Source organism: Guyparkeria sp. (genome assembly GCF_041687595.1).
In the GTDB taxonomy this organism is placed as follows: Bacteria; Pseudomonadota; Gammaproteobacteria; order Halothiobacillales; family Halothiobacillaceae; genus Guyparkeria.
In genome coordinates this window covers 1-17,275 of record NZ_JAWLBP010000018.1, presented here as the reverse complement: position 1 = coordinate 17,275, position 17,275 = coordinate 1, and the positions used below count along the sequence as shown (strand labels likewise).

30 protein-coding genes and 1 pseudogene are annotated in these 17,275 nt (G+C 62.2%); 2 read left to right on the top strand and 29 right to left on the bottom strand.

Annotated features, from left to right (window positions below):
- Nucleotides 1-68: 68 nt before the first annotated feature.
- Nucleotides 69-2,123 (top strand): excinuclease ABC subunit UvrB, encoded by a 2,055-nt coding sequence (uvrB, locus tag ACESL5_RS04500; protein ID WP_372591592.1) that lies wholly within the window; start codon nucleotides 69-71, stop codon nucleotides 2,121-2,123.
- Between the two features lie 69 nt (nucleotides 2,124-2,192).
- On the opposite strand, the gene ACESL5_RS04495 is transcribed toward uvrB, so the two are convergent.
- Complete coding sequence (locus ACESL5_RS04495; RefSeq protein ID WP_372591591.1) at nucleotides 2,193-2,834, bottom strand: hypothetical protein; 642 nt, start codon at nucleotides 2,832-2,834, stop codon at nucleotides 2,193-2,195.
- Between the two features lie 359 nt (nucleotides 2,835-3,193).
- Between ACESL5_RS04495 and ACESL5_RS04490 the strand changes: the two genes are divergently transcribed.
- Nucleotides 3,194-3,613 carry a DUF302 domain-containing protein gene (locus tag ACESL5_RS04490; protein WP_372591590.1) on the top strand — a complete coding sequence of 140 codons (420 nt, stop codon included), beginning with the start codon at nucleotides 3,194-3,196 and terminating at the stop codon, nucleotides 3,611-3,613.
- Between the two features lie 85 nt (nucleotides 3,614-3,698).
- Here ACESL5_RS04490 and rplQ read toward each other — a convergent pair whose 3' ends face one another.
- The 28 genes and pseudogenes from rplQ to ACESL5_RS04350 form a co-directional block, all read right to left on the bottom strand.
- Nucleotides 3,699-4,106: a 50S ribosomal protein L17 gene (gene rplQ / locus ACESL5_RS04485; protein ID WP_372591589.1), complete on the bottom strand. Its 408-nt coding sequence runs from the start codon at nucleotides 4,104-4,106 to the stop codon at nucleotides 3,699-3,701.
- A gap of 24 nt (nucleotides 4,107-4,130) precedes the next feature.
- On the bottom strand, nucleotides 4,131-5,126 hold the full coding sequence (locus tag ACESL5_RS04480) for a DNA-directed RNA polymerase subunit alpha (protein ID WP_372591588.1): 996 nt from the start codon (nucleotides 5,124-5,126) through the stop codon (nucleotides 4,131-4,133).
- A gap of 19 nt (nucleotides 5,127-5,145) precedes the next feature.
- Entirely contained in the window at nucleotides 5,146-5,769 is a 624-nt protein-coding gene (gene rpsD, locus ACESL5_RS04475; RefSeq protein WP_372591587.1) for a 30S ribosomal protein S4, read from the bottom strand.
- A gap of 28 nt (nucleotides 5,770-5,797) precedes the next feature.
- Nucleotides 5,798-6,187, bottom strand: coding sequence for a 30S ribosomal protein S11 (gene rpsK, locus ACESL5_RS04470; protein WP_322521205.1), 390 nt, complete (start codon nucleotides 6,185-6,187; stop codon nucleotides 5,798-5,800).
- Nucleotides 6,188-6,222: 35 nt separating this feature from the next.
- A complete protein-coding gene (gene rpsM, locus ACESL5_RS04465; protein WP_372591586.1) occupies nucleotides 6,223-6,579 on the bottom strand; it encodes a 30S ribosomal protein S13 in 357 nt (118 codons plus the stop codon).
- 81 nt (nucleotides 6,580-6,660) lie between these two features.
- Complete coding sequence (gene secY, locus ACESL5_RS04460) at nucleotides 6,661-7,995, bottom strand: preprotein translocase subunit SecY (RefSeq protein WP_372591585.1); 1,335 nt, start codon at nucleotides 7,993-7,995, stop codon at nucleotides 6,661-6,663.
- Between the two features lie 3 nt (nucleotides 7,996-7,998).
- Nucleotides 7,999-8,427: a 50S ribosomal protein L15 gene (gene rplO / locus ACESL5_RS04455; protein WP_372591584.1), complete on the bottom strand. Its 429-nt coding sequence runs from the start codon at nucleotides 8,425-8,427 to the stop codon at nucleotides 7,999-8,001.
- Nucleotides 8,427-8,624: a 50S ribosomal protein L30 gene (gene rpmD / locus ACESL5_RS04450; protein WP_372591583.1), complete on the bottom strand. Its 198-nt coding sequence runs from the start codon at nucleotides 8,622-8,624 to the stop codon at nucleotides 8,427-8,429. Before rpmD ends, rplO begins: the two co-directional genes overlap by 1 nt.
- Nucleotides 8,621-9,136 (bottom strand): 30S ribosomal protein S5, encoded by a 516-nt coding sequence (gene rpsE / locus ACESL5_RS04445; RefSeq protein ID WP_372591582.1) that lies wholly within the window; start codon nucleotides 9,134-9,136, stop codon nucleotides 8,621-8,623. Before rpsE ends, rpmD begins: the two co-directional genes overlap by 4 nt.
- A gap of 12 nt (nucleotides 9,137-9,148) precedes the next feature.
- Nucleotides 9,149-9,502 carry a 50S ribosomal protein L18 gene (gene rplR / locus ACESL5_RS04440; RefSeq protein WP_372591581.1) on the bottom strand — a complete coding sequence of 118 codons (354 nt, stop codon included), beginning with the start codon at nucleotides 9,500-9,502 and terminating at the stop codon, nucleotides 9,149-9,151.
- Between the two features lie 14 nt (nucleotides 9,503-9,516).
- Nucleotides 9,517-10,044 carry a 50S ribosomal protein L6 gene (gene rplF / locus ACESL5_RS04435; protein WP_372591580.1) on the bottom strand — a complete coding sequence of 176 codons (528 nt, stop codon included), beginning with the start codon at nucleotides 10,042-10,044 and terminating at the stop codon, nucleotides 9,517-9,519.
- Nucleotides 10,045-10,059: 15 nt separating this feature from the next.
- Nucleotides 10,060-10,452 (bottom strand): 30S ribosomal protein S8, encoded by a 393-nt coding sequence (rpsH, locus tag ACESL5_RS04430; protein WP_372591579.1) that lies wholly within the window; start codon nucleotides 10,450-10,452, stop codon nucleotides 10,060-10,062.
- Between the two features lie 12 nt (nucleotides 10,453-10,464).
- On the bottom strand, nucleotides 10,465-10,770 hold the full coding sequence (rpsN, locus tag ACESL5_RS04425; protein WP_372591578.1) for a 30S ribosomal protein S14: 306 nt from the start codon (nucleotides 10,768-10,770) through the stop codon (nucleotides 10,465-10,467).
- Nucleotides 10,771-10,787: 17 nt separating this feature from the next.
- The gene (rplE, locus tag ACESL5_RS04420) at nucleotides 10,788-11,327 is read right to left on the bottom strand and encodes a 50S ribosomal protein L5 (RefSeq protein WP_372591577.1); all 540 of its coding nucleotides are present in this window, start codon (nucleotides 11,325-11,327) and stop codon (nucleotides 10,788-10,790) included.
- A 14-nt stretch (nucleotides 11,328-11,341) separates the two neighbouring features.
- On the bottom strand, nucleotides 11,342-11,662 hold the full coding sequence (rplX, locus tag ACESL5_RS04415; RefSeq protein ID WP_372591576.1) for a 50S ribosomal protein L24: 321 nt from the start codon (nucleotides 11,660-11,662) through the stop codon (nucleotides 11,342-11,344).
- A gap of 12 nt (nucleotides 11,663-11,674) precedes the next feature.
- Entirely contained in the window at nucleotides 11,675-12,043 is a 369-nt protein-coding gene (gene rplN, locus ACESL5_RS04410; RefSeq protein ID WP_372591575.1) for a 50S ribosomal protein L14, read from the bottom strand.
- An 11-nt stretch (nucleotides 12,044-12,054) separates the two neighbouring features.
- The gene (gene rpsQ, locus ACESL5_RS04405) at nucleotides 12,055-12,324 is read right to left on the bottom strand and encodes a 30S ribosomal protein S17 (protein ID WP_372591574.1); all 270 of its coding nucleotides are present in this window, start codon (nucleotides 12,322-12,324) and stop codon (nucleotides 12,055-12,057) included.
- A 1-nt stretch (nucleotide 12,325) separates the two neighbouring features.
- Nucleotides 12,326-12,517 (bottom strand): 50S ribosomal protein L29, encoded by a 192-nt coding sequence (rpmC, locus tag ACESL5_RS04400; protein ID WP_372591573.1) that lies wholly within the window; start codon nucleotides 12,515-12,517, stop codon nucleotides 12,326-12,328.
- Nucleotides 12,517-12,930, bottom strand: a complete 414-nt coding sequence (rplP, locus tag ACESL5_RS04395) for a 50S ribosomal protein L16 (protein WP_372591572.1) — start codon at nucleotides 12,928-12,930, stop codon at nucleotides 12,517-12,519. Before rplP ends, rpmC begins: the two co-directional genes overlap by 1 nt.
- 28 nt (nucleotides 12,931-12,958) lie before the next feature.
- Complete coding sequence (gene rpsC, locus ACESL5_RS04390; protein ID WP_372591571.1) at nucleotides 12,959-13,630, bottom strand: 30S ribosomal protein S3; 672 nt, start codon at nucleotides 13,628-13,630, stop codon at nucleotides 12,959-12,961.
- Between the two features lie 9 nt (nucleotides 13,631-13,639).
- Nucleotides 13,640-13,972, bottom strand: a complete 333-nt coding sequence (gene rplV / locus ACESL5_RS04385; RefSeq protein ID WP_372591570.1) for a 50S ribosomal protein L22 — start codon at nucleotides 13,970-13,972, stop codon at nucleotides 13,640-13,642.
- 12 nt (nucleotides 13,973-13,984) lie between these two features.
- On the bottom strand, nucleotides 13,985-14,260 hold the full coding sequence (gene rpsS, locus ACESL5_RS04380; RefSeq protein ID WP_372591569.1) for a 30S ribosomal protein S19: 276 nt from the start codon (nucleotides 14,258-14,260) through the stop codon (nucleotides 13,985-13,987).
- Between the two features lie 22 nt (nucleotides 14,261-14,282).
- The gene (gene rplB / locus ACESL5_RS04375) at nucleotides 14,283-15,110 is read right to left on the bottom strand and encodes a 50S ribosomal protein L2 (protein WP_372591568.1); all 828 of its coding nucleotides are present in this window, start codon (nucleotides 15,108-15,110) and stop codon (nucleotides 14,283-14,285) included.
- 18 nt (nucleotides 15,111-15,128) lie between these two features.
- A complete protein-coding gene (rplW, locus tag ACESL5_RS04370; RefSeq protein WP_372591567.1) occupies nucleotides 15,129-15,422 on the bottom strand; it encodes a 50S ribosomal protein L23 in 294 nt (97 codons plus the stop codon).
- Nucleotides 15,419-16,027 (bottom strand): 50S ribosomal protein L4, encoded by a 609-nt coding sequence (rplD, locus tag ACESL5_RS04365; RefSeq protein WP_372591566.1) that lies wholly within the window; start codon nucleotides 16,025-16,027, stop codon nucleotides 15,419-15,421. The genes rplW and rplD overlap by 4 nt, the downstream gene beginning before the upstream one ends.
- A gap of 11 nt (nucleotides 16,028-16,038) precedes the next feature.
- Nucleotides 16,039-16,683 (bottom strand): 50S ribosomal protein L3, encoded by a 645-nt coding sequence (gene rplC, locus ACESL5_RS04360; RefSeq protein ID WP_372591565.1) that lies wholly within the window; start codon nucleotides 16,681-16,683, stop codon nucleotides 16,039-16,041.
- A 175-nt stretch (nucleotides 16,684-16,858) separates the two neighbouring features.
- Nucleotides 16,859-17,170, bottom strand: a complete 312-nt coding sequence (gene rpsJ / locus ACESL5_RS04355; RefSeq protein WP_058574720.1) for a 30S ribosomal protein S10 — start codon at nucleotides 17,168-17,170, stop codon at nucleotides 16,859-16,861.
- Between the two features lie 6 nt (nucleotides 17,171-17,176).
- Nucleotides 17,177-17,275 (bottom strand): annotated as a pseudogene (locus tag ACESL5_RS04350) (elongation factor Tu); the annotation flags it as partial.

Below are 17,275 nucleotides of genomic sequence, written 5' to 3'. Positions count from 1 at the left end.
ATGGATCGTCCCATCATAAAGCAAAAGCCCCCGGAAAGCCGAGATCGGGTCATTTATACTGCAAGGCTATGTCAGAACACCGTTTCCAGATCGCAACAGACTACCAGCCGGCCGGCGACCAGCCCCGGGCCATCGAGACCCTCGTCGAGGGACTGAACGACGGCCTGATGCACCAGACCCTGCTCGGGGTGACCGGCTCGGGCAAGACCTTCACCATGGCCAACGTCATCAACGAGGTGCAGCGCCCGGCCATGGTGCTCGCGCCCAACAAGACGCTGGCTGCACAGCTCTACGGGGAGCTCAAGGGTTTCTTCCCGAACAACGCGGTGGAGTACTTCGTCTCCTACTACGACTACTACCAGCCGGAGGCCTACGTGCCGGCTTCGGACACCTTCATCGAGAAGGACGCCTCGGTGAACGAGCACATCGAGCAGATGCGCCTGTCGGCCACCAAGGCCCTGTTCGAACGCCGGGACGTCATCATCGTCGCCACCGTCTCCTCGATCTACGGGCTGGGCGATCCGGAGGCGTACCTGAAGATGATCCTGCACCTGGTGCGTGGCGACCAGGTCAGTCAGCGGCAGATCATCCGGCGGTTGGCCGAGATGCAGTACACCCGCAACGACATGGAGTTCCGACGCGGGACGTACCGCGTTCGCGGCGACGTGATCGACATCCACCCGGCCGAGGCCGACGACGAGGGAGTGCGCATCGAGCTGTTCGACGACGAGATCGAGCAGATCACCCTGTTCGACCCGCTCACCGGCCAGGTGCGCCGCCGGGTTCCCCGCTACACGGTCTACCCGTCCTCTCACTACGTCACTCCGCGCGAACGCCTGCTGAACGCGATCGAGCAGATCAAGGTAGAGCTCGACGAGCGCCTCAAGGATCTCGAGTCGCAAAACAAGCTGGTCGAGGCACAGCGCCTGGCACAGCGCACCCGGTTCGACATCGAGATGATCCAGGAACTGGGCTACTGCAACGGCATCGAGAACTACTCGCGCTACCTCTCCGGTCGCCAGCCGGGCGAGCCGCCACCCTGCCTCTACGACTACCTGCCGGCTGACGCGCTCCTGATCATCGACGAGTCGCACGTGACCGTCCCGCAGCTGGGCGGCATGTACAAGGGGGACCGCTCGCGCAAGGAAACGCTGGTGAACTTCGGCTTCCGCCTGCCCTCGGCACTGGACAACCGGCCGCTCAAGTTCGAGGAATTCGAGCGCCTGATGCCGCAGACGGTCTATGTCTCGGCAACGCCCGGCCCCTACGAGGAAAAACATTCCGACCAGATCGCCGAACAGGTCGCCCGCCCGACCGGCCTGGTCGACCCGGAGATCGAGGTCCGCCCGGTGGCCAGCCAGGTCGACGACCTGCTCTCCGAGATCCGGCTGCGCGCCGAGAAGAACCAGCGGGTGCTGGTCACCGTGCTGACCAAGCGCATGGCCGAAGACCTGACCGACTACCTCATGGAGCACGATGTTCGGGTGCGCTACCTCCACTCGGACATCGACACCGTCGAACGCGTCGAGATCATCCAGGACCTGCGCCTGGGCGAGTTCGACGTGCTGGTCGGCATCAACCTGCTGCGTGAGGGCCTCGACATCCCTGAAGTCGCCCTGGTCGGGATTCTGGATGCCGACAAGCAGGGTTTCCTCCGCTCGGAACGTTCACTGATCCAGACCATCGGCCGGGCCGCACGGAACCTGGAGGGCAAGGCCATCCTCTACGGCGACAGCATCACCGACGCCATGCGGAAGGCCATCGACGAGACCGAGCGCCGGCGCGAGAAACAGCTAGCCCACAACAAGGCGATGGGAATCACGCCGAAGGGTATCGTGAAGCGGGTCGAGGACATCCTGGAGGCCGGCGAGTCGCGCATCCCCGGAGCGCGGCCCGGTCGTCGCCGGCAGGCAGCCGGGAAGGCGGCGGAAGAGGCCGCGAATTACGCCGCCCTGTCCCCCGACGAGGCGGCCAAACGCATCCGGACACTGGAGGCCGAGATGCACCGCCACGCCCGCGATCTTGAGTTCGAGGCCGCCGCGAGGGCACGCGACGAGCTGCAGAAACTGAAGGAAGGTTTCTTCGGCGCGACCGATCCGGGATACAGCGACGAGTTCGAGTGACGAGCGGAAACAAAAAAACCGGGCTTTCGCCCGGTCTCTCGCTTCTCGGCCATTCCGCGTTCGCGACGTTTAGCCGCCCTGCTGCATCTGCATGGCCTTTTCACGCAGCTGCTCCATTTCCGCAGCCTTCTCGTCCATCTGGTTGAAGAGCTGTTCCGCTTCCGGATTGCTCTTCTTCATGACGGACTCGACATCGGAGCGCAGTTTCTCGGCCATCTGCTGAACCTCCTCATCCTGGAAGGCCTGCTGCTGGCGTTGCTGGAACTTCTGCTGCTTCTCCTGGAAGGCCTGTACTTCGGACTCACTCGGCTGCTGCTCGCCATCCTGGTACTTGGACATGGTTGCCTTCATTTCCTCGAATTCCTTCTCGGCGTCATAACCACCGCCGGACATCTTTTCGGCAATCTTGTCCTGAAGCGCCTCGCGCTGCTGGCCCAGCTCCGGATTGCTCTCGTAGGCCTGCTGCTCCATCTCGCTCAGCTGCTGCTGGGTCTGCTGCAGTTCCTGCTGGACGGCACGCATCTCTTCCATCAGCTGCTGCTGCTCCGGGCTCAGCTCCGGCATCTGCCCCTGGGCACCACCCTGGGCACCACCATGCGGGGCCTGCTGCTGCCCGCCTTGCTGGGCCAGCGCATTGCCGCCGAAACCGACGGCCATGCAGACGCCGGCGGCCAACATGGATTTGCGCAACTTCTGGTTCCAATTGGACATGCAATCACTCCTAGGTTCGTATGTGACGGCTTTACACCCTGAATGGGCAAAGGGCACCGTAGCCCCAAGAATAGGTGCGACCAACACCGCTTCGGAAAAGTTCCACGCGCTGCAATCGATCACCCTTGAATGGTCTGGCCGTCCCGGCTTCGGAAACGGCGCAACACTCCGGCACGGATTACGGAAATGAACCGTATCGGGGAGGGACCGGCTTTAGAGCCTAGCAGAGGATAACAGGACGAACCACCGACCACCGGCATCGTGTCCAAACCACGCCCTTCATCCCATCTGGCCATCTGGCCATCTGGCCATCTGGCGTGTAATCGGCACGCGCCACACCGATCGTTTGCTAGGATCCCATGTCCACCCACGACAACCTGGTCAAGACCATGATCGAAGAAACCCCCAGCCCGCACGACTTCGAAACCACATGCACACGCCTGACGGATGCCGTGGCGGCGAATGGCTTCGGACTGCTTCACACCCATGACATCCACGCCACGCTGAATTCGAAGGGCGTGGACTTTGCGCCCGAATGCCGGGTATTCGAGGTGTGCAACCCCCGCCGGGCCGCCGAGGTGCTCGCGGTGCGCATGGACCTGTCGAACGCCCTTCCCTGCCGCATTGCCGTCTACGAGAAGGATGGCAGAACACAGGTATCCATGATCAAACCGACCGACTTGCTCGCCCAGCTCAGTTCCGACGAGAAACTGGCCGCGGTCGCCCGCGACGTCGAAGACAGCATGGACCAGATGATCCGAGAAGCCGTCGGCGGCTGATTACACGCCACGGGAAACGCAAAAAGGCCCGCACAAGGCGGGCCTTTTTTCACATCAGGACGAAGATCGCCCCGAGCAAAGTCGCTTACTCAGCAGCCTGCTCCGCCGGCTCCGCCGCGGCGGTCTCCGGCTCGGCCGAACGCTCGACCAGTTCGACGTAGGCCATCGGCGCGGCATCACCCGCACGGTAGCCGCACTTGAGAATGCGCAGGTAGCCACCGTTGCGCTCCTTGAAGCGCGGGCCGACGTCCGAGAACAGCTTGCCGACGGTTGCCTTGTTGCCAACCTTGGCAAAGGCCTGACGACGTGCATGCACGCTATCTTCCTTGGCCAGGGTGATCAGCGGCTCGGCCACGCGACGAAGCTCTTTAGCCTTCGGCACGGTGGTCTTGATGACTTCATGCTCGATCAGGGCATTGGTGAGCGAACGCATCAGCGCCTTGCGCTGGGAAGCGTTCCGACCCAATTGCCGACCGGATTGACGGTGACGCATGTCAGTTACTCCAAATCAATTCGTTCAAATCTTGGATTCGCTCAGATTCTGGAGCTCGGCCGGCGGCCAGTTCTCCAGCTTCTGTCCCAGCGAAAGCCCCTGTTTGGCCAGAACGTCCTTGATTTCGGTCAGGGACTTCTTGCCCAGGTTCGGCGTCTTCAGCAGCTCCATCTCGGTACGCTGAATCAGATCACCGATGTAGTAGATGTTCTCGGCCTTCAGGCAGTTCGCCGAGCGAACCGTCAGTTCCAGGTCGTCCACGGGGCGCAGCAGCACCGGATCGACGGACGGCGCCTGCTCCTCAACCGGCTCGGCCTTTTCGGCCTTCAGGTCGACCAGCACGGACAGCTGGTCCACCAGGATGCCGGCCGCCTGCCGGATCGCGTCCTCGGCAGAGATCGAACCGTTGGTCTCGATGTCCAGCACCAGGGAGTCCAGATCGGTACGCTGCTCGACACGTGCGCGCTCCACCGAGTACGCCACCCGACGCAGGGGAGAGAACGACGCATCAACCAGCAGACGGCCGACGGTGGTCTCCTCGTCCTCGCGGCGGGCGCTGGCGGGGACGTAGCCCATGCCGCGCTCGACCTTGAACGTCATGTTGAGCTCGGCATCATCACGCAGGGTCGCGATAACGTGGTCCGGGTTCATGATCTCGACCGAGTGGTCGGCCTTGACGTCAGCCGCGGTCACCGTGCAAGGACCGGTTTTCTTGATGCTAAGGACCGCTTCGTCGCGCCCGTGCATCGTGATGGCCAGCCCCTTGAGGTTGAGAAGGATCTCGAGCACGTCCTCCTGGACACCCTCGAGGCTGCTGTACTCGTGCAGCGTGCCTTCGATCTCTGCCTCGGTTACCGCAACACCGGGGATGGACGAGAGCAGGATACGCCGCAACGCATTGCCCAGCGTGTAGCCGAACCCCCGCTCCAACGGCTCCAGCACCACGCGCGCATGTGTGTCGTCGATCGTTTCCACGTCGACCAGGCGCGGCTTGAGAAGCTCTGTAGAACCCAGTTGCATTACGTACCCCCGAAAACCGTTACTTCGAATACAGCTCGACGACGAGCGATTCGTTGATGTCCGCCGGCAGCTCGTCCCGAGTCGGAACCGCCTTGAAGACGCCTTCCATCTTGCTGGAGTCAACCGCGACCCACGCCACGACTTCCCGCTGGGAAGCCAGCTCCAGCGCATCCTTGACACGCTGCTGCTTCTTCGCCTTCTCGCGAATGGCAACCACGTCGTCGGCGGATACCTGGTAGGACGGGATGTTCACGACCTCTCCGTTCACGGTCACGCCGCGGTGGGAAACCAGCTGTCGCGCCTCTGCGCGGGTGGCACCGAAGCCCATGCGATAGGCGACGTTGTCCAGACGGCACTCGAGGATCTGCAGGAGGTTCTCGCCGGTGGAGCCCTTCATCTGCGCCGCGCGCTTGTAGTAGTTGCGGAACTGGCGCTCGAGAACGCCGTAGGTACGGCGCAGCTTCTGCTTCTCGCGCAGCTGCAGACCGTAATCGGAAACCTTCTGCCGACGGCCGGAACCGTGCTGGCCAGGGGCGCGATCGTGGTGACACTTGTCTTCCAGGGCGCGGACACCGGACTTCAGGAAGAGGTCCGTGCCTTCGCGCCGGGCGAGTTTACAAGTAGGACCGAGATAACGAGCCATAAGTCAAATACTCCTTACAAACGCACCGTCAAACGCGACGCTTTTTCGGCGGACGGCAACCATTGTGCGGGATCGGGGTGACGTCGGTGATCACGCCCACCTTGAAGCCAACCGCGTTCAGTGCGCGGATGGTCGATTCGCGACCCGGGCCGGGGCCCTTGACTTCGACGTCTACGTTCTTCACCCCGTATACCTTGGCTGCCTCGCCGGCGCGCTCGGCCGCCACCTGGGCAGCGAACGGCGTGGACTTCCGCGAACCACGGAAGCCCGAACCACCCGAGGTGGCCCAGCTGAGCGTGTTGCCCTGACGGTCGGTGATCGTCACGATCGTGTTGTTGAATGACGCATGAATATGCGCGACCGCATCGGTGACGACGCGTTTTACCTTTTTACGGGTAGTCTGACTTGCTTTAGCCATTAAGAATCCTACTCTCGAAAGAATATTAAGCCTGATTAGCGCTTGACCAGGCGACGCGGACCCTTGCGAGTCCGTGCGTTCGTGCGTGTGCGCTGACCACGCAGCGGCAGGCCGCGACGATGACGAAGACCGCGGTAGCATCCAAGATCCATCAAACGCTTGATGTTCATGGACACGTCGCGGCGCAGGTCACCCTCGACCACATACTTGCCCACTTCCGTACGCAGGGATTCGACCTCTGCTTCCGAAAGATCGCGCACCTTGCGATCCGGTGCGACGCCAGTAGCCTCGCAGATCGCCTTGGCGCGGGTCGGCCCGACCCCGTAGATGGAGGTCAGGGCAATTACCACATGTTTCTGAACGGGAATGTTGATCCCAGCAATACGTGCCATCGATATATCACCCCAAAAAAGAAGCGCGCAAGCTTATCGCAACGCGCCGTCAATAGCAAACGGAAACCGACGGGCCGCGACTTACAGCCCGTTCTTGAAATGTGCCTTGCGGACCAGGCTGTCGTACTGATGAGATACCAGGTGCGACTGGACCTGGGACATGAAGTCCATCAACACGATCACGATGATCAGCAGGGACGTCCCGCCGAAGTAGAACGGAACGTTCCAGTACAGGATCAGGAACTCCGGCAACAGGCAGACGGCCGTGATGTAGATCGCGCCCCAGAACGTCAGTCGAGTCAGCACCTTGTCGACGTAGCGAGCGGTCTGCTCACCGGGGCGAATGCCCGGGACGAACGCACCAGAACGCTTCAGGTTATCGGCGGTCTCACGGGCGTTGAACACCAACGCCGTGTAGAAGAAGCAGAAGAAGATGATCGCAGCGGCATAGAACATCACGTACAGCGGCTGCCCCGGGGACAGCGTGTTCGAGAGATCCGCGAGCCAGCCCATCCCTTCCTGCTGACCGAACCAGTTGCCGACCGTCGCGGGGAACAGAATGATGCTCGACGCGAAGATCGGCGGGATCACCCCGGCCATGTTCAGCTTGAGCGGCAGGTGCGAGGACTGCTGACCGGCCATGCCACGACCCTGCTGCCGCCGGGCGTAGTTCACCGTAATGCGGCGCTGGCCGCGTTCAACGAAGACCACAAACGCGGTGACCGCGAGGATAAGCACGCCCAGGATGAGCATGGTAAACACGTGCAGTTCACCCGTGCGGACCAGCTCCGCCGTGCCACCAATGGCACTCGGCAGCCCGGCGACGATACCGGCAAAGATGATCAGCGAAATGCCGTTACCGACACCCCGCTCGGTGATCTGCTCGCCAAGCCACACCAGCAGCATGGTGCCGCTGACCAGGGTCAAGGTCGCGATGAACACGAAGGCGATGCCCGGCTGGAACACCAGCGGGGAACCGCCGACCGACTGCCCCTGCAGGGCGATCGACACACCCAGCGCCTGGATCAGGCCGAGCCCGAGCGTCCCGTAGCGGGTGTATTGCGTGATCTTGCGCCGTCCGGCCTCACCTTCCTTCTTGAGCTTCTCCAGCGACGGAACCACCGCCGTGAGTAGCTGCACGATGATCGCCGCGGAGATGTATGGCATGACACCCAGGGCGAACAGCGACATCCGGGACAGCGCACCCCCCGAGAACATGTTGACCATGCCCAGGATGCCGCCGGAGTTCTGTTCGAACAGCGCCTTCATGACGTCCACGTCGATGCCCGGCAACGGGATGAAAGTCCCGATCCGGTACACCACGAGCACCATGATGACGAAGAAAATACGTTGCCGGAGCTCGGTCAGACGACCGGCTCCGGCAAGAGCGCCTATCCCTGAATTTGCCTGTGCCACACCTTACTCCGCTGAACCACCGGCCGCTTCGATCGCTTCCCGTGCACCCTTGCTGATGCCGAGACCCTTGACCTGCAGCGCCTTCTCGACCTTCCCCTGGAGGATGATCTTGACGGATTTCACATCGTTACGGATGAGGTTGGCCGCCTTCAACGACTCCAGCGTTACCTCGCCGTCCAGCCGGTTGAGTTCCGCGGTGCGGATCTCGGCACGGTAGAGCGACTTGGCCGCACGAAAGCCCATCTTCGGAAGGCGACGCTGCAGCGGCATCTGACCACCCTCGAAACCGGTCTTGTGGAAGCCGCCGGAACGCGACTTCTGGCCCTTGTGGCCACGACCGCCCGTCTTGCCGAACCCGGAACCGATGCCGCGACCGACGCGCACGGCGTCCTTGCGGCTACCCTCGGCGGGAGAAAGTTTGTTCAAACGCATTACTTAGCTTCCTGTACTTCGAGCATGTAGTGGACGCGATTGATCATGCCCCGGTTCTCGGGGGTATCGGCCACTTCCACCTCGTGGTGCATTCGACGGATGCCCAGGCCGCGCACGCAGGCCTTGTGCGATTCCAGCCGATTGTTCATCGACCGGACCAGGCGCACCCGGATCTTACCCTTGGCTGTATCGCTCATGCCTCATCCCCCAGGATTTCCTCGACGCGCTTGCCGCGCTTCGCTGCGACCGCTTCCGGCGACTGGATCTGGGAGAGACCGTTGAGGGTCGCCCGGATCACGTTCATGTGGTTGCGTGTACCAATGCACTTGGCCAGCACGTTGCGCACACCCGCCGCCTCGAAGACAGCGCGCATCGCACCGCCGGCGATGACGCCGGTACCTTCGGAAGCCGGCTTCATGAACACGCGACCGGCGCCGTGAACACCCTTGGTCTGGTAGTAGAGCGTGCCATCACGCAGAGGCACGTCGATCATGCTGCTGCGTGCGCGCTCCATGGCCTTCTGGATGGCGGCAGGAACTTCCTTCGCCTTCCCGTAACCGAAGCCCACACGGCCTTCGCCGTCACCCACCACGGTCAGCGCGGTGAACGAGAACTGACGGCCGCCCTTGACAACCTTGGATACCCGGTTGATGGCGACCAGCTTCTCGATCAGGCCTTCGTTCGAGACGTCTTTTGCATTACGGCTCATAATTGCACCCCTTTAGAACTTCAGGCCGGCTTCGCGTGCCGCATCGGCTACCGCCTTGACACGCCCGTGGTAAATGAAACCCGAGCGATCGAACGCTACGGTATCGATTCCCTTTTCCAGGGCGGCCTTGGCAATCGCTTGCCCGACCTTCTGGGCAGCGTTCACGTTGCCACCGTACTCGCCGTCGGCCAGCACACCCTTGCCGACCGTGGAAGCGGTCGCGACGACCTGGCCTTCCGGGGCAAAGATCTGGGCATAGGTATGGTTGCTGCTCCGGTGAACGCTCAGGCGATGCACGCCGAGCTTCTTGATCTTGGCCCGGGTGCGACGTGCGCGGCGCAACCGCTGTTTTGTACTTTCATTCATCGCGTCACCCTCGATTATTTCTTCTTGGCTTCCTTGCGCAGGATCCGCTCATCCGCGTACTTCACGCCCTTGCCCTTGTACGGCTCGGGCGGACGCAGGGCCCGCACGTTGGAAGCCACCTGACCGACCTTCTGCTTGTCCGCACCCTTGATGGTGATCTCGGTCGCCGACGGCGTCTCCGCCGTGACACCGTCCGGAAGCGGATAGTCGATCGGATGGGAGAAGCCCAGTTGCAGGTTCAGCGAGCGGCCCTGCACTTGTGCACGGTAACCGACGCCCACCAGCTGGAGCTTGATCTCGAAACCCTTGGCGACACCATCAACACTGCCCTGTGCCAGGGAACGCATGGTGCCCGCCATCGGGATGTCGTTGTTGCTGTTCGGCACGAACCGAATCTCGTTGTCCTCGAAGGTGACCCCGACGGTCGGGTGCACGTTGAGGGTCAGCTCACCATTCTTGCCCTTGAAGGACAGGACACGGTCGTCCAGCTTGACCTCGACACCGTTGGGGACCGCGACCGGCTTTCTTGCTACTCGACTCATATATCCCCCAAGCGCTTACGATACAAAGCAGACGACTTCGCCGCCAATGTTGAGGCGACGGGCCTCACGGTCCGGCATCACACCCTGCGAGGTGGACACCACGGCGACACCGAGGCCGCCGATGACCTGCGGCAGGTTCTCCGCGCCGAAGAACTTGCGCGAACCCGGGCGGGATACGCGGTCGAGCTTCTCGATGACCGGCTTGCCCTCGTAGTAGCGCAGGCCGATGACCAGCGTCGGCTTGGCATCGCCCTCGGTGCGCACGGACTCGATGTAGCCCTCGTCGAGCAACGTCTGCGCGACGGCCTTCTTGAACTTGGAGGCCGGCATGCGAACCTCGGCCTTGCGTGCGGACTGACCATTGCGGATGCGGGTCAGCATGTCCGCGATCGGATCGTTCATACTCATGTCGCGTACCCCTTACCAGCTAGACTTGCGCAGACCCGGGATTTCCCCGGCCATTGCCAGTTGGCGGAGCTTGTTGCGCCCCATGCCGAACTTGCGATAGACGCCCTTCGGACGACCGGTCAGGGCGCAGCGGCGCACCTGGCGGGTGTACGAAGAGTCGCGCGGCAGCTTCTGCAGCTCGGCGGACGCGGCCATCTTCTCGTCGAACTCCACGTCGGGATCCGCGACGATCGCGCGCAGCTTGGCGCGCTTGTCGGCGTACTGGCGGCAGAGCTTCTGGCGCTTCTGCTCGCGAGCAATCATGCTTTTCTTAGCCATTTCTCAATTCGTCTCCGTTAACGACGGAAGGGGAAGCCGTAGCCATCGAGCAGTGCCCGGGCCTGGTCATCGTCCTTAGCCGTCGTTGTGATCGTGATATCCATACCCCGGACCTGATCGACCTTGTCGAAGTCGATTTCCGGGAAGATGATCTGTTCGCGAACCCCGAGGCTGTAGTTGCCACGACCATCGAACGACTTCGGGGAGAGCCCACGGAAGTCGCGGATGCGGGGGACCGCCACATGGATCAACCGATCGAGGAATTCGTACATCGTACTTCCCCTGAGGGTGACCTTGACACCCAGCGGCATGCCTTCACGGAGCTTGAAGCCCGCGATCGACTTGCGCGCGTACGTTACCACCGGCCGCTGGCCGGTCACGAGGCCGAGTTCTTCCACTGCGTTGTCGATTACCTTCTTGTCACGAGCGGAGTCACCCAGACCCATGTTCAACGTAATCTTGGTCAGCTTCGGAACGGCCATTACGTTATCGATGCCCAGCTTCTTGGCGAGCTCGGCACGCAACGTGTTGGAGTAGTATTCCTGAAGTCGAGCCATTTCTCTGTTTCCTGTTAAGCGTCAACGACTTCGCCGTTGGATTTGAAATAACGAACCTTACGGCCATCTTCAAGCGTCTTGAAGCCGACCCGGTCGCCCTTTTCGGAGGCCGGATTAAACAGCATCACATTCGAGATATCAATGGGTTTTTCCATCTCGATGATGCCGCCGGTGCGCCCGATCATCGGGTTGGGCTTCTGGTGCTTCTTCACCATGTGCACGCCCTCGACCACAACCCGGGCACCGTTCTCGACCACACGAAGCACGTTGCCGCGGCGACCCTTGTCTTTTCCGGCAACGACTACGACGTCGTCACCCTGGCGAATCTTACGCATCTCGACCCCCTCTTAAATCACTTCTGGCGCAAGCGAAACGATCTTCATGAACTTATCGCCACGCAGCTCACGGGTGACCGGGCCAAAAATCCGGGTACCGATCGGCTGAAGCTGGGCGTTCAGCAGCACCGCTGCGTTGCCGTCGAAACGGATCAGGGAGCCATCCGGACGACGGACACCCTTGGCGGTGCGAACCACAACAGCGTTGTAGACCTCGCCCTTCTTCACTCGGCCACGCGGAATGGCGTCCTTCACGGACACCTTGATCACGTCACCGATCTCGGCGTAACGGCGATGCGAGCCACCCAGCACCTTGATGCACTGGACCTTGCGCGCGCCACTGTTATCTGCCGAATTCAGCACTGTTTGCATCTGAATCATGACAAAACTCCTTACTCAGCAGAGCGCTCGATGACGCGGACGAGGGTCCAGCTCTTGTTCTTGGAGATCGGCCGCGTTTCGCGAACTTCAACGCGGTCGCCCTGGCGGCAGGTGTTCTCCTCGTCATGCACGCGCAACTTGGTGGTGCGCGTCATGTACTTGCCATACAGCGGGTGCTGAACGCGACGCTCAACCGCAACCGTGATGGACTTGTCGCCCTTGTCGCTGACTACGACCCCTTCACGGGTTCGCACATTCTTCTCTTCGGATACCGTCGTCATCTCAGGCACGCTCCTTTTCCGCAATCACGGTCTTGATACGAGCAACGTTGCGACGCGCTTCCCGGGCCAGGTGAGTCTTCGACTCCTGCCCCGTGGCGTGCTGCATGCGCAGGTTGAATTGCTCGCGCTTGACGGCCACCAGCTCTTCGCGCAGCTCGTCGACGGATTTCTCTCGCAATTCTGTCGCCTTCATCACATCACCAACCGTGTTACGAACGTGGTCTTCACGGGCAGCTTGGCGGCGGCGCGCTCGAAAGCCTCGCGCGCGATGTCCTCGCTGACCCCCTCGATTTCATACAGCATCTTGCCGGGCTGCACCTTGGCAACCCAGTGCTCGACGCTGCCCTTGCCCTTACCCATACGGACTTCCAGGGGCTTCTGGGTAATCGGGGTGTCCGGGAAGATCCGAATCCAGATCTTACCGCCCCGCTTCACGTGACGAGAGATGGCACGACGGCCAGCCTCGATCTGACGGGAAGTAATGTTTCCGCGTTCAAGCGTCTTCAGGCCGAACTCGCCGAAGCTGACCTTGTTGCCGTTGTTGGCCACGCCACGGTTCTTGCCCTTGAACTGCTTGCGGAATTTTGTACGTTTTGGCAGCAGCATTTTTCAAAGCTCCACTTCAATTCGTTGATCAGGCGGCCGACTTGCCGTCGTCGCTGCCCGGCACACCGAACACCTCGCCTTTGAAAATCCAGACCTTGACACCGATGATGCCGTAGGTGGTCCGGGCCTCTGCCACGCCGTAATCGATATCCGCACGCAGGGTGTGCAGCGGAACGCGACCTTCGCGGTACCACTCGGTCCGCGCGATCTCGGCGCCGCCGAGACGACCGGCCACGTTCACCTTCACGCCACCGGCGCCCAGGCGCATCGTGGTCTGTACCGCACGCTTCATGGCACGACGGAACATGACACGGCGCTCAAGCTGCTGGGCGATGGACTCGGCCACCAGCTGGGCGTCCAGCTCCGGCTTGCGGATCTCTTCCACGGAGACCTTCACCGCGCTGCGCTCCAGGCCCAGCATCGGGGCGATCTCGGTGCGCAGGCGCTCGATATCCTCACCCTTGCGGCCAATCACGATACCCGGACGGGCCGTGTGGATCGTGACTGCGGCCGAACGGGCCGGTCGCTCGATCTGCACGCGGGAGACCGACGCGTCCTTCAGACGCTCGCGGATGTACTTGCGTGTCCGAACATCCTGCTCGAGGTGGTCGGAAAAATTCTTGTTATCGGCGTACCAGCGAGAGCTCCAGTCGGAGGAGATCCCAAGCCGGAAACCTACCGGATGTACTTTGTGACCCATGTCTGCTCCTTACCGCTCGCTGACGACGACTTTGATGTGGCTGGTCCGCTTGAGGATCCGCACACCGCGGCCCTTCGCTCGCGCCCGGAACCGCTTCAGGGTCGGACCTTCGTCGACCATGATCTCGGAGATGCACAGACGATCGACGTCGGCGCCCTCGTTGTTCTCGGCGTTGGCGATCGCCGACTCGACGACCTTGCGGACGATCGCGGCACCCTTCTTGGTCGAGAACTGCAGCGTCTCAAGCGCGTTGGCGACGTTGACGCCACGCACCTGGTCGGCCACGAGCCGCGCCTTCTGCGGGGAGATCCGCGCAAACCGGTGTAGTGCTTGTGCTTGCATCACGGAGCCTCCTTAGCGCTTGGCTTTCTTGTCGGCGGCGTGACCACGGTAGGTGCGCGTGGGCGCGTACTCACCGAGCTTCTGACCGACCATGTTCTCGTTGATCAGCACCGGAACGTGCTGACGACCGTTGTGCACCGCGATGGTCAGCCCGATCATGTCGGGCAGGATCATCGAGCGGCGCGACCAGGTCTTTATGGGCCGACGGCTGTTGGCGGCCGCGGCCTCTTCCACTTTCTTCATCAGGTGGTAGTCCACGAAGGGACCTTTCTTGAGTGAACGTGGCACCTTGAACCCCTCTTAAATTGACTTATTTCTTGTTGCGACGACGAACGATGTACTTGTCGGTACGCTTGTTCGTACGCGTCTTGTAACCCTTGGTCGGCACGCCCCACGGAGTGACCGGATGACGGCCACCGGAAGTGCGACCTTCACCACCACCGTGCGGGTGATCGACGGGGTTCATGACCACACCGCGAACGGTGGGACGAACGCCGCGCCAGCGTTTCGCACCGGCCTTGCCGAGCTGACGCAGGCTGTGCTCCTGGTTGGAGACCTCGCCCACGGTCGCGCGGCACTCGGCGAGCACCTTGCGCATCTCGCCCGAACGCAGGCGGATCGTGGCGTAGGAACCTTCACGAGCCACGAGCTGGACGGCACCGCCGGCGCTGCGCGCCAGCTGGGCGCCCTTGCCCGGCTTGAGCTCGATCGCGTGAATCGTGGTACCGACCGGAATGGAGTACAGCGGCAACGCGTTACCCGGCTTGATCGGCGCCTCGACGCCCGAGACGATCTGCTGACCGACCTCGATGCCGCGCGGGGCGATGATGTAGCGACGCTCGCCGTCGGCGTACTTCAGCAGCGCGATGTGGGCAGAGCGGTTCGGATCGTGTTCGATACGCTCGACCACGGCCGGAACGCCGTCCTTGTTGCGCTTGAAGTCGACGATCCGGTAGTGCTGCTTGTGACCACCGCCCTTGTGACGGGTAGTGATGCGGCCAGCGTTGTTCCGGCCACCGGTACCATGCTTCTTCTCGAGGAGAGGAGCGTACGCCGGACCCTTGTGCAGTCCGGAGCGATCCACCTCGACGACGCCACGGCGGCCAGGTGAAGTCGGTTTTGCAACTTTCAATGCCATGAGACTGATCCCCTTGGTTTAGCCGGCCGCGCCGAAGTCGATGGTCTGACCTTCGGCCAGCGTCACGTAGGCCTTCTTCCAGTCGGCCCGACGACCCGGCATGCCGCGGAAGCGACGCACCTTGCCGCGCTGGTTGGCGACCTGGACCGCTTCAACGCTCACCTCGAACACCTGCTCGACGGCGGCCTTGATCTCCGGCTTGGTTGCCGAGGTGGCGACCTGGAAAACGTATTGATTGAACTCACCGGCGCGCGCGGTCTTCTCGGTGACCATCGGCGCGCGCAGGATGTCGTAAAGCTTTTCCGAATTCATGACAGCCACTCCTCAACCATCTTCAGGGCGCCCTGGGTGATGATGACGTGATCGGCATCGACCAGGCTGACCGGGTCGACCGTACCCGCCGTGCGGTAACCCAGCTCGACTACGTTGCGCGAACCCAGCAGCAACGCCTCGTCCATCGCCTCGGTGACGATCAGGCGCTTGCCCGAGTCCATGCCGATGTCTGTCAGCGCCTTGACGACCTGCTTGGTCTTCGGCGCATCAACGGACAGCGACTCGACCACGACCAGGCGTTCCTGGCGCAGCAACTCGGAGAAGATCGAGCGCATGGCGGCACGGTAGGCCTTGCGATTCATCTTCTGGGAGAAGTCACGCGGACGGGCGGCGAAGGTCACGCCACCGGTGCGCCAGATCGGCCCACGAGTGGTGCCGGCACGCGCACGACCGGTGCCCTTCTGGCGCCAGGGCTTGGTGTTGCCGCCGGAGACTTCGGAGCGGCTCAGCTGACGCTTGGTGCCTGCACGGCCACCCGCGAGGAAGGCAACGACTGCCTGGTGAACCAGCGCCTCGTTGTATTCACGGCCGAAAACCTGCTCGGAGACGTTCAGCGCGGAACCGTTTTTCACTTGGATATCCATACCTGCCGACCTCACGCTTTGTTCTTGACCGAGGGACGAACCAGCACATCGCCGCCGGTTGCGCCCGGCACTGCACCCTTGACGAGCAGCAGGCCGTTCTCGACGTCAACGCGAACCACCTTGAGGTTCAGCGCGGAGACACGTTCGTCACCCATGTGACCCGCCATCTTCTTGCCGGGGAACACCCGACCCGGGGTCTGGTTCTGACCGATGGAACCCGGTACGCGGTGCGACAGGGAGTTACCGTGGGTAGCATCCTGGGTACGGAAGTTGTGACGCTTGACGGTACCGGCAAAGCCCTTGCCCTTGCTGGTGCCCGTGACGTCGACCGCCGGAACCTCGTTGAAGATTTCCACGGTGATCTCGCTTCCGGTTTCGTATTCGCCCAGAGCGGACTCGTCGACGCGGAATTCGCGGACGGCACGGCCGGCCGCTACCGAGGCCTTGGCAAAGTGCCCGGCCATCGGCTTGGTCACGCGGTTCGGACGGCGCTCGCCAACGGTCACCTGCAGCGCGGTGTACCCGTCGACATCGTCAACCTTCTTCTGAGTCACGCGGTTCGGCTCGACCTCGATGACGGTCACCGGCGTGGAGACGCCGGAATCGTCAAACACTCGGGTCATGCCGACCTTGCGACCGACAACACCTAAAGCCATTGTTATTTCCTCGTTTTTGCCTTTCGACGCCGATTTCGATTGACCGGATCGCCGGAAAAAACCAGCCCGACGCGTCCTATTTCGGCGCATCGGGCTGAACAGAGCGCGGCACTATAACAGAAAACGCGCCGACCCAAAAGCCCTTTGGGTCGGCGCGTTCTGTTGCCGGGACGAATCAGTTCAGACGGATCTGAACATCAACGCCGGCGGCCAGGTCAAGCTGCATCAACAGGTCGACCGTCTTGTCGGTCGGGTCGACGATATCGAGTACACGCTTGTGGGTGCGGATCTCGTACTGGTCCCGCGCGTCCTTGTTGACGTGCGGAGAGGTCAGCACGGTGTACCGCTCCTTGCGGGTCGGCAGCGGGATCGGGCCTTTGATCCGGGCGCCACTGCGGCGCGCGGTCTCGACAATCTCCGCCGTCGAACGGTCGATCAGGCGGTGATCGAAGCTCTTCAGACGGATGCGAATCGTTTGTCCTGCCATATCAGTTTACTCGATGATCTTGGAAACGACGCCGGCGCCGACGGTACGGCCGCCTTCGCGTACAGCGAAGCGCAGACCTTCTTCCATCGCGATCGGGGCGATCAG

Bases quoted from the DNA above. Each gene is read 5' to 3' on its own strand.
- uvrB (WP_372591592.1), top strand. From the start codon at position 69: ATGTCAGAACACCGTTTCCAGATCGCAACAGACTACCAGCCGGCCGGC.
- ACESL5_RS04495 (WP_372591591.1), bottom strand. From the start codon at position 2,834: ATGTCCAATTGGAACCAGAAGTTGCGCAAATCCATGTTGGCCGCCGGC.
- ACESL5_RS04490 (WP_372591590.1), top strand. From the start codon at position 3,194: ATGTCCACCCACGACAACCTGGTCAAGACCATGATCGAAGAAACCCCC.
- rplQ (WP_372591589.1), bottom strand. From the start codon at position 4,106: ATGCGTCACCGTCAATCCGGTCGGCAATTGGGTCGGAACGCTTCCCAG.
- ACESL5_RS04480 (WP_372591588.1), bottom strand. From the start codon at position 5,126: ATGCAACTGGGTTCTACAGAGCTTCTCAAGCCGCGCCTGGTCGACGTG.
- rpsD (WP_372591587.1), bottom strand. From the start codon at position 5,769: ATGGCTCGTTATCTCGGTCCTACTTGTAAACTCGCCCGGCGCGAAGGC.
- rpsK (WP_322521205.1), bottom strand. From the start codon at position 6,187: ATGGCTAAAGCAAGTCAGACTACCCGTAAAAAGGTAAAACGCGTCGTC.
- rpsM (WP_372591586.1), bottom strand. From the start codon at position 6,579: ATGGCACGTATTGCTGGGATCAACATTCCCGTTCAGAAACATGTGGTA.
- rplO (WP_372591584.1), bottom strand. From the start codon at position 8,427: ATGCGTTTGAACAAACTTTCTCCCGCCGAGGGTAGCCGCAAGGACGCC.
- rpmD (WP_372591583.1), bottom strand. From the start codon at position 8,624: ATGAGCGATACAGCCAAGGGTAAGATCCGGGTGCGCCTGGTCCGGTCG.
- rpsE (WP_372591582.1), bottom strand. From the start codon at position 9,136: ATGAGCCGTAATGCAAAAGACGTCTCGAACGAAGGCCTGATCGAGAAG.
- rplR (WP_372591581.1), bottom strand. From the start codon at position 9,502: ATGAATGAAAGTACAAAACAGCGGTTGCGCCGCGCACGTCGCACCCGG.
- rplF (WP_372591580.1), bottom strand. From the start codon at position 10,044: ATGAGTCGAGTAGCAAGAAAGCCGGTCGCGGTCCCCAACGGTGTCGAG.
- rpsH (WP_372591579.1), bottom strand. From the start codon at position 10,452: ATGAGTATGAACGATCCGATCGCGGACATGCTGACCCGCATCCGCAAT.
- rpsN (WP_372591578.1), bottom strand. From the start codon at position 10,770: ATGGCTAAGAAAAGCATGATTGCTCGCGAGCAGAAGCGCCAGAAGCTC.
- rplE (WP_372591577.1), bottom strand. From the start codon at position 11,327: ATGGCTCGACTTCAGGAATACTACTCCAACACGTTGCGTGCCGAGCTC.
- rplX (WP_372591576.1), bottom strand. From the start codon at position 11,662: ATGCGTAAGATTCGCCAGGGTGACGACGTCGTAGTCGTTGCCGGAAAA.
- rplN (WP_372591575.1), bottom strand. From the start codon at position 12,043: ATGATTCAGATGCAAACAGTGCTGAATTCGGCAGATAACAGTGGCGCG.
- rpsQ (WP_372591574.1), bottom strand. From the start codon at position 12,324: ATGACGACGGTATCCGAAGAGAAGAATGTGCGAACCCGTGAAGGGGTC.
- rpmC (WP_372591573.1), bottom strand. From the start codon at position 12,517: ATGAAGGCGACAGAATTGCGAGAGAAATCCGTCGACGAGCTGCGCGAA.
- rplP (WP_372591572.1), bottom strand. From the start codon at position 12,930: ATGCTGCTGCCAAAACGTACAAAATTCCGCAAGCAGTTCAAGGGCAAG.
- rpsC (WP_372591571.1), bottom strand. From the start codon at position 13,630: ATGGGTCACAAAGTACATCCGGTAGGTTTCCGGCTTGGGATCTCCTCC.
- rplV (WP_372591570.1), bottom strand. From the start codon at position 13,972: ATGCAAGCACAAGCACTACACCGGTTTGCGCGGATCTCCCCGCAGAAG.
- rplB (WP_372591568.1), bottom strand. From the start codon at position 15,110: ATGGCATTGAAAGTTGCAAAACCGACTTCACCTGGCCGCCGTGGCGTC.
- rplW (WP_372591567.1), bottom strand. From the start codon at position 15,422: ATGAATTCGGAAAAGCTTTACGACATCCTGCGCGCGCCGATGGTCACC.
- rplD (WP_372591566.1), bottom strand. From the start codon at position 16,027: ATGGATATCCAAGTGAAAAACGGTTCCGCGCTGAACGTCTCCGAGCAG.
- rplC (WP_372591565.1), bottom strand. From the start codon at position 16,683: ATGGCTTTAGGTGTTGTCGGTCGCAAGGTCGGCATGACCCGAGTGTTT.
- rpsJ (WP_058574720.1), bottom strand. From the start codon at position 17,170: ATGGCAGGACAAACGATTCGCATCCGTCTGAAGAGCTTCGATCACCGC.